Origin of the sequence: Alteromonas sp. CH_MED4-4 (assembly GCF_037029575.1) — a bacterium.
Lineage (GTDB): Bacteria > Pseudomonadota > Gammaproteobacteria > Enterobacterales > Alteromonadaceae > Alteromonas > Alteromonas macleodii.
Window position 1 is genome coordinate 19906 of sequence record NZ_JAYMEU010000042.1, and the last position, 7695, is coordinate 27600.

At 44.4% G+C, this 7695-nt stretch carries 9 protein-coding genes; 4 read left to right on the forward strand and 5 right to left on the reverse strand.

Annotated elements, in window-relative coordinates; all coding sequences use genetic code 11:
* Positions 1-82 precede the first annotated feature (82 nt).
* The 4 genes from corC to miaB form a co-directional block, all read right to left on the reverse strand.
* Positions 83-940: a CNNM family magnesium/cobalt transport protein CorC gene (corC, locus tag WA381_RS19685; RefSeq protein WP_014948991.1), complete on the reverse strand. Its 858-nt coding sequence runs from the start codon at positions 938-940 to the stop codon at positions 83-85.
* 116 nt (positions 941-1056) lie between these two features.
* Positions 1057-1533 carry an rRNA maturation RNase YbeY gene (ybeY, locus tag WA381_RS19690; protein WP_039225624.1) on the reverse strand — a complete coding sequence of 159 codons (477 nt, stop codon included), beginning with the start codon at positions 1531-1533 and terminating at the stop codon, positions 1057-1059.
* Positions 1530-2612, reverse strand: coding sequence for a PhoH family protein (locus WA381_RS19695; RefSeq protein WP_156086185.1), 1083 nt, complete (start codon positions 2610-2612; stop codon positions 1530-1532). Before WA381_RS19695 ends, ybeY begins: the two co-directional genes overlap by 4 nt.
* A 29-nt stretch (positions 2613-2641) precedes the next feature.
* Entirely contained in the window at positions 2642-4075 is a 1434-nt protein-coding gene (gene miaB / locus WA381_RS19700; protein ID WP_156086186.1) for a tRNA (N6-isopentenyl adenosine(37)-C2)-methylthiotransferase MiaB, read from the reverse strand.
* Positions 4076-4380: 305 nt separating this feature from the next.
* On the opposite strand from miaB, the gene WA381_RS19705 reads away from it, so the two are divergent.
* The 3 genes from WA381_RS19705 to WA381_RS19715 all read left to right on the forward strand — a co-directional run bounded on the left by WA381_RS19705 (position 4381) and on the right by WA381_RS19715 (position 6142).
* The gene (locus WA381_RS19705) at positions 4381-5580 is read left to right on the forward strand and encodes an FAD-dependent monooxygenase (protein ID WP_156086187.1); all 1200 of its coding nucleotides are present in this window, start codon (positions 4381-4383) and stop codon (positions 5578-5580) included.
* On the forward strand, positions 5580-5756 hold the full coding sequence (locus tag WA381_RS19710) for a hypothetical protein (RefSeq protein ID WP_014948996.1): 177 nt from the start codon (positions 5580-5582) through the stop codon (positions 5754-5756). The genes WA381_RS19705 and WA381_RS19710 overlap by 1 nt, the downstream gene beginning before the upstream one ends.
* Positions 5757-5836: 80 nt before the next feature.
* Positions 5837-6142 carry a hypothetical protein gene (locus WA381_RS19715; RefSeq protein ID WP_230633721.1) on the forward strand — a complete coding sequence of 102 codons (306 nt, stop codon included), beginning with the start codon at positions 5837-5839 and terminating at the stop codon, positions 6140-6142.
* Between the two features lie 254 nt (positions 6143-6396).
* On the opposite strand, the gene WA381_RS19720 is transcribed toward WA381_RS19715, so the two are convergent.
* Positions 6397-6987 (reverse strand): TetR/AcrR family transcriptional regulator, encoded by a 591-nt coding sequence (locus WA381_RS19720; RefSeq protein ID WP_014976138.1) that lies wholly within the window; start codon positions 6985-6987, stop codon positions 6397-6399.
* A 149-nt stretch (positions 6988-7136) separates the two neighbouring features.
* On the opposite strand from WA381_RS19720, the gene WA381_RS19725 reads away from it, so the two are divergent.
* A complete protein-coding gene (locus WA381_RS19725; RefSeq protein WP_156086188.1) occupies positions 7137-7676 on the forward strand; it encodes a carboxymuconolactone decarboxylase family protein in 540 nt (179 codons plus the stop codon).
* Positions 7677-7695: the final 19 nt, after the last annotated feature.

A 7695-nucleotide genomic window follows, 5' to 3' on the forward strand; every position in this document is an offset into this window, starting at 1 on the left:
AGAGTTGTTACGTCAACATAGGGTGAGCACGCATAAAATCATGCTGCCCTATGCTGAAACAGGCGTAGTTTGCGTTACTTCACTATTCGAGCGAAGGCACTGAAACCTTAAGTTGGATAAGTCGGCGCTTATCAGAGTTAGTCACTTTAAATTGAATGTCGCCAATGGTGATTTCGTCATTGGTTTCAGGCATATGACCAAACGCTTTCAGCACAATACCGCCAATAGTGTCGGCTTCTTCTTCGCTAAACTTGGTTTCAAAAAACTCGTTAAAATCGTCAACCGGCGTTAAGGCTTTAACAGAGTATGTTGATTTATTTAACGGGCGAATATCATCGGTACCATCTTCTTCCGTATCGTATTCGTCTTCAATTTCACCCACGATAATTTCAAGGATATCTTCAATCGTGACTAGACCAGACACACCGCCATATTCGTCTACAACAATGGCCATGTGGTAGCGTTGCTGACGGAACTCTTTAAGCAGAACGTCCACGCGTTTGCTTTCTGGAACAATAACCGCTGGGCGAAGAATATCGCGAAGGTTAAATTCTTTTTCCGCGTTAAATGCAAAAGCCAAAAGATCTTTTGCTAACAGGATACCTTCGATGTGGTCTTTATCTTCGCTGATAACAGGGAAACGGGAGTGAGCAGATTCAAGCATTACAGGTAAAAACTCTTCTACCTTTTGCTCTACATCGATGGTGGTCATTTGAGCGCGAGGGATCATGATATCCCTTACTCGCATTTCATTTACCCCAATAACCCCTTCAATCATTTCGCGGGTTTGTGGGTCTATGATTTCGTTCTGTTCAGCATCAGTAATAACCGATACTAACTCTTCTTTACTTCTCGGCTCGCCAGAAATTGAATTTTTTAGTTTATCTAACCAACTCTTGCCTGATGAGCCGTTGGTAGAGTGAGGATTATCGTCGCTCATAATGTCCGTTTAATTGTTAGTTCAACGCCAACGTTAAAATGGTTCTCGCTGGTCGTCAATGTTTTATTGTTATTAAGTGTTAAAGTACTTAACTAACAACGGTTTAAATTGAATTGTTAATCAATAGATTCGTAAGGATTAGCAATGCCAAGGTGCGCAAGAATATCAATTTCCTTGCTTTCCATTTCCTCAGCTTCCGCATCATCAATATGGTCGTAACCCATTAAATGCAATAGCCCGTGAACAGTCATGTGCGCGTAGTGGTTGCTTACGTCTTTATGCTGTTCTTCGGCTTCTCGACTAATAACGGGGGCACAAATAACCAGGTCGCCTAAAAGGTTTATTTCTATACCTGGAGGCGCTTCAAACGGAAAAGATAAAACATTTGTGGGTTTATCTTTTCCTCGGTATTCATGGTTAAGGCTTTGACTTTCGGCTTCGTCAGTAAAGCGAATGGTCACTTCTTGCTCAGCTAACCCTTCGTAATTGAGCACGGCGTTAGCCCAAAGCTCAAGTTCCGAAGGTGAGGGAATGGCCGACAAAATGGCCTCGTCACCTTCAAACGCTTGCTGTACATCAATAATGGCACTCACGATGCGTTGTCGTCTTTCGTTTGCGTGGCATTATCGTCTTGAGAAGCCTGTTCACGTTGAAGTCGCAACGCTTCTTCTTTACGTGCTTTGCGAAGACGCTCTTGTTCAGCATCGTGCACTTCATAGGCTCTGACGATGCGCGCAACCACAGGGTGGCGGACCACGTCTTCAGCGTTAAAGAAGTTGAAAGAAATGTCATCCACTTCACTTAACACTTCAATAGCATGACGAAGACCTGATTTTGCACCGCGAGGTAAGTCTACCTGCGTGATGTCACCGGTGATCACCGCTTTTGAATTGAAGCCAATACGGGTTAAGAACATTTTCATTTGCTCTACCGTGGTGTTTTGACTTTCATCCAGGATAATAAAGGCATCGTTCAGCGTTCGACCGCGCATATAGGCCAGCGGTGCAACTTCAATGACGTTGCGTTCCATAAGCTTTTCTACTTTCTCGAAGCCCAACATTTCAAATAGGGCGTCGTAAAGCGGACGAAGGTACGGGTCAACTTTTTGTGAAAGGTCGCCGGGTAAGAAACCGAGCTTTTCACCCGCTTCTACCGCCGGGCGGGTAAGCAAGATACGGCGAATTTCTTGTCGCTCAAGCGCGTCCACAGCAGCAGCGACGGCTAGGTAGGTTTTACCCGTACCGGCAGGTCCAATACCAAAAGTAATATCGTGGTTTACAATGTTCGCCACATATTGCGCTTGGTTAGGGTTACGCGGCTTAATCACACCGCGCTTGGTCTTAATATTGACTTCTTTGCCATAGCCGCCTGTTGCGTCTTTTTCAATAACGCGGGCTTCTTGAATGGCAAGATGAACTTGTTCTGCATCTAGCTCGGGAATACGGCCCTTAATAGGCTGAGTTTCTATATAAAGAAGCTTAAGTAATTCGCTGGCACTTTTTATTTGCTGCGGTTCACCCAACACCTTGAATGCGTTATTTCGGTAGGTAATTTCTACGCCTAACCTGCGCTCAATTTGTTTAATGTTGTCATCAAAGGGGCCACATAAACTCGACAAACGTTTGCTATCTGCCGGTTCTAATTCAAATTCGTTACTAACCAATGTACTCAAGCTACTTTTTTCCTCGCTATAAAATGTATTTAGGCTGGGTTAAATTGACCCACGCCAAGCTCATCGGGCAAATCTGCCTGATGCTTTGCCATGATAGATTGGGGCGAAACGGCAACACGCAAGCCCATTTCGCTCTCTCTGCGCACAACTTCACCACGTAATGAGTTAGTGAATACGTCAGTGATGTTTACATCAACGAATTCGCCAATCATGTCTGGTGTGCCTTCGAAGTTCACTACACGGTTATTTTCAGTACGTCCCGAAAGCTCCATTGGGTTTTTCTTCGACGGACCTTCAACCAATATTCGCTGCTCTGTACCAACCATGTGACGAGCAATACGAAGAGCCTGTTGCGTAATACGCTGCTGTAGTAGGTGAAGACGTTGCTTCTTAGTTTCTTCACTTACGTCATCTACTGCGTCGGCAGCAGGCGTACCCGGGCGAGCACTGTAAATAAAGCTGAAGCTAAGGTCGTAATCGACCGCCTGAATCAAATCCATGGTGGCTTCAAAGTCGGCATCTGTTTCACCTGGGAAACCAATAATGAAGTCACTCGACAAACTAATGTTCGGGCGAATTTTCTTCAGCTTACGCATTTTAGACTTGTATTCGATTGCTGTATGGCCACGCTTCATCAAGTTCAATATACGGTCAGAGCCGCTTTGAACAGGCAAATGTAGGTGGTCTACTAACTCCGGAATAGACGCATATGCCTCTATAATGTCATCTGTAAATTCAACCGGGTGTGACGTGGTGTAACGAATCCTATCGATACCGTCGATGGCCGCTACCAATTCAAGCAGCTCAGAGAAACGACAAATTGTACCGTCGTAATTTTCACCGCGATACGCGTTAACGTTTTGACCTAGAAGATTTACTTCACGCACGCCTTGACCTGCAAGCTGAGCGATTTCAAGCAACACGTCGTCAACAGGACGGCTTACTTCTTCACCGCGGGTGTAAGGCACAACACAGAATGTGCAGTATTTTGAACAGCCTTCCATGATTGAAACGAACGCCGTTGGACCTTCAGCACGTGGTTCAGGTAAACGGTCAAATTTTTCAATTTCCGGGAAGCTCACGTCAATCACTGACTTTGCGCCGCCCTGAAGCTGATTGATCATTTCAGGCAAGCGGTGCAGTGTTTGTGGACCAAAAACTAAGTCTACGAACGGCGCGCGCTGACGAATAGTATCGCCCTCTTGAGAGGCTACACAGCCGCCCACACCGATAATAAGTTCAGGTTTATCTTGCTTAAGTGTTTTCCAACGTCCCAGCTGGTGGAACACCTTTTCCTGTGCTTTTTCACGAATTGAGCATGTGTTAAGCAAAATAACATCGGCTTCTTTAGCACTTTCTGCAGCACTGTAGCCATGCGTTGAGTCTAGTAAGTCTGCCATTTTCTCCGAGTCGTACTCGTTCATTTGGCAGCCCCAGGTTTTGATATACAGCTTTTTAGTCATAACAACTATTCGATAACCTGTTAGTGTTCCTGTAAGTGAGAGCAGTTTCACCGTTGTTTAGAAAAGGTGGCTGCCAGAATGTTGTTTTACGTGAGGCGCTTAAATCACCACGTAAAAAACACTGATAATGTCAGTTACAGGAAGATGTTCAAAATAGCCGCATATTTTACCTGTTATGCAAGCATATTCCCAGTATCTTGAGACGATTCGTTAAGAATTGATCTAGGGCAAGCCAGTTCTACGTTTTACTTCACAGCGCTTTGTGTTTTAAGACATAATGCAAGTGCGTGTTTTAAGGAGAGTAAATGGTCGATTTTTGTATAAATGGCGGCGGTATGGTAGGTGCTGCACTTGCGTTGGGACTTGCTCAGCAGCAGTTTAAGGTAGCAGTGATAGAGCCGTATCTACCAGCACCTTTTAACGCTGAGACGGGGCCTGACTTAAGGGTTTCAGCCATCAGCGAAGCGTCGGTAACGCTGTTAAAAGCCCTTGGCGCTTGGGAACACATAGCCGCCATGCGTGTTAAACCTTACACAGGCCTAAGCGTGTGGGACGACCCAGCCCACCGAACAGACTTTACCGCACAAAGTATCGACATGCCCCAACTAGGCTTTTTTGTGGAAAACCGATTGTTGCAGCTGGGGTGCCACCACGCATTAAAGCAGTTTGACAATGTTGAGCTCATTACCGGACAAACGGTGCAAGATATTCAATTAACGAATACGGCTAAGGTCAGCCTTTCGAATGGCAGAACCATTGAAGCGAGCTGGCTTGTTGGCGCAGATGGCGCAAACTCTCAGGTGAGAAAGGCGGCGGGCATTGGCACTACAGGTTGGCAATATGCGCAGCAGGCGATGGGGATCACTATAAAGATGGAGAACGCCGTTGAACCTGTAACCTGGCAGCAGTTTACATCGAGCGGCCCCAAAGCCTTTTTACCTATGTTTGATAACTTCGCTTCGCTAGTTTGGTACGACTCGCCTGACGAACTCAAACGGATTAAAAGTTTAAAAGCGAACCAACTTGAAAGTGAAATTCTTAAAACGTTTCCAGATGAATTGACCAGAAATGGCAATAGCTTTTCAGTTATTGATAAAGCGATTTTTCCGCTTACCCGTGCTCATGCTAATCACTATGTGAAAGGCTGTTGTGCGTTAGTTGGTGATGCAGCACACACTATTAATCCGCTTGCCGGACAGGGTGTTAATTTAGGTTTTAAAGATGTAGAAACCTTTCTTTCTGTGTGTGCTGAATTCAAGCCATTCGGTAGCGACAACGCATTGTCGCTAACCGATAAAGTATTTTCTCAAAGGCTTATCAGCAATTATGAAAAGCCACGAAAGCGAGATAATTTGGTGATGATGACGGCAATGGATGGGTTTTATACCTTGTTTAGCAATGACGTTGCCCCCATAAAATGGATAAGAAACCAGCTTCTTTCTGTGGCGCAGCGCATAGAGCCTGCTAAACAAGAAGTGCTCAAATATGCGATAGGGTTACGATAATGGAAGTGTTAATTTTACTGGCGGTGTTATTTGGTGCGCTAGCATTGATTATACCGCTAATAGAACGCTCTAAAATGCGAATCAGTAATGAGGATGCTGCGAAATGGGCTAAGTGGATTTGGCCCTTAATGGGGATTTTGCTTATCGCCCAGTTGTTGCGGTTACTGTTCTCTTAGCTGCTGCTTAGGTTTAGAAAGTCAAAAAATTAGCCACTTGCCGAACTCAAATCAATTCACTTTTTCAAAGGTTCAAAGGAATGACCGTACAATTTTCGCAAGGGTTCTCCAATCAATGTCCGTGGGTTAATCTAAAAGGCTATAGCCTTTATTATATTTGGCAAGGGCATCCAGCAGACGAAGGCGAAAAACACTTTTATCAGTTGAAGAGTAAACCTGACCCTGAAAAGGTTGAGGTGATGTCTGCCTGCTGGGATGGCTATGCAGGCAGTTACCAGTTAAGTGCTGAAGGAAGCCTTATTCTCACTCGGTTTCATTACTTCCTCCCCAACGGGTTGGGGGAGTCCGATGCCTTACTTGAGGAGTTACACGGCGACTTTTACTAAGAATTTAGAACCCACTTTGAAGGCGATCAGCTATATGTACCGTTTGTTGATGGTAAAGTGACTGTTGACCAGGAACAGTGGGTTGAGGTTAAGCGAGCCTACATTAATATGAAAACGGACAAAAATGGTTTTTCCACTTGGTTTAATCGGTTCATTCCGAACCGCTTATTTAAGTAAACAAGGGCTCATCCAACTGGTTTCACGGCAATTTTCATGAAATGCACTGCGTCAGTTTTTGTAAGCCTTCATCTACATTAATGTGTTTGTTGTGGCCATTGTCCTTTCAAGTCGATAATGACTTTGTCTATCATCTTAATAGTTGTTTGATTATCGTCTTGCAGTAAGGCAAACGCTCGTAAGCCAACGAACTGATTTTGAAGCCACTCTGCGGCTGTTGACGTTGGCGTATGTTCAGGCAGCTCACCTTTTTCGATACAGGCTTCAATAATATTTCTAAAACCAGCCTTAAGGGTTTGCATGCTCTCAAGTACAGCTTTTTTGGCAATATCACCAATGAGTTCTAATTCTGCAATAGACTTAACCAGCAAGCACTGGCGCATGTAGCGTTGCTCGTCGGGGCCAGTTAATGCTGTTTCAAAAAAGTGGTAAAGAGCGTCTAAAGGTGATTGAGCTTCTGTGACTTGCTTTAAACGTTTTGCACTGTTGTCTGCATAATGCTCAACAACAAGTTTGAATAAACCTTCTTTGCTTTGAAAACGCGCATAAATACTACCAGGACGCATATCCAATGCCTGCTGAATATCACGCATGCCAGCCGCCTGAAAGCCTCGTTGCCAAAAAAGCGTAGTGGCTTTTTCTATAATCTCATCGTGGTCATATTTCATCGCTGCATACCTTATACGTGAATATTTTGAACATATGTTCAATTATCACTTGAACGATCGTTCAAGTAAACCTATTATTATTGGCATACGAGTTGTGAGTAGCGCAAAGCGTTGCTTGCAGTTTTGGATCACATCAATAGGAGAGTGACATGAGCGATTTTACTTTACACACGAAAGAGAGTGCGCCAGAAGCAGCAAAGCCTTTACTTGATAATTCGCAAGCAGCATTTGGAATGATTCCAAATCTACATGCAGTAATGGCAGAAGCGCCGACTTTGCTTGAAGGCTATCAAGTGCTGCATAAACTAGCGCAAGAAACATCGTTCAATGCAGAAGAGTTAACGGTGGTTTGGCAGGCTGTGAATGTAGAGCACGCGTGTCATTACTGCGTCCCAGCCCACACGGGTATTGCTAAGAGTATGAAAGTGCGCGATGACCTAATTGAAGAGTTGCGAAACGATGAAACACTGTCTGACAGCAAATTGAATACGCTTAAAGAAACTGTGCTGGCTGTAACTCGCGGGCGAGGTAATGTTGATAATGCGCAGCTTGACGCATTTTACAGTGCTGGATACAAGCATCAGCAATTGTTAGAAATCATACTTATATTGGCGCAAAAAGTGATGAGTAATTATACCATATATGGACCCTCTCCGATTGCAAGACACCGTGTTGATTTAATAACGTGATTCATTGCTGCCATATATT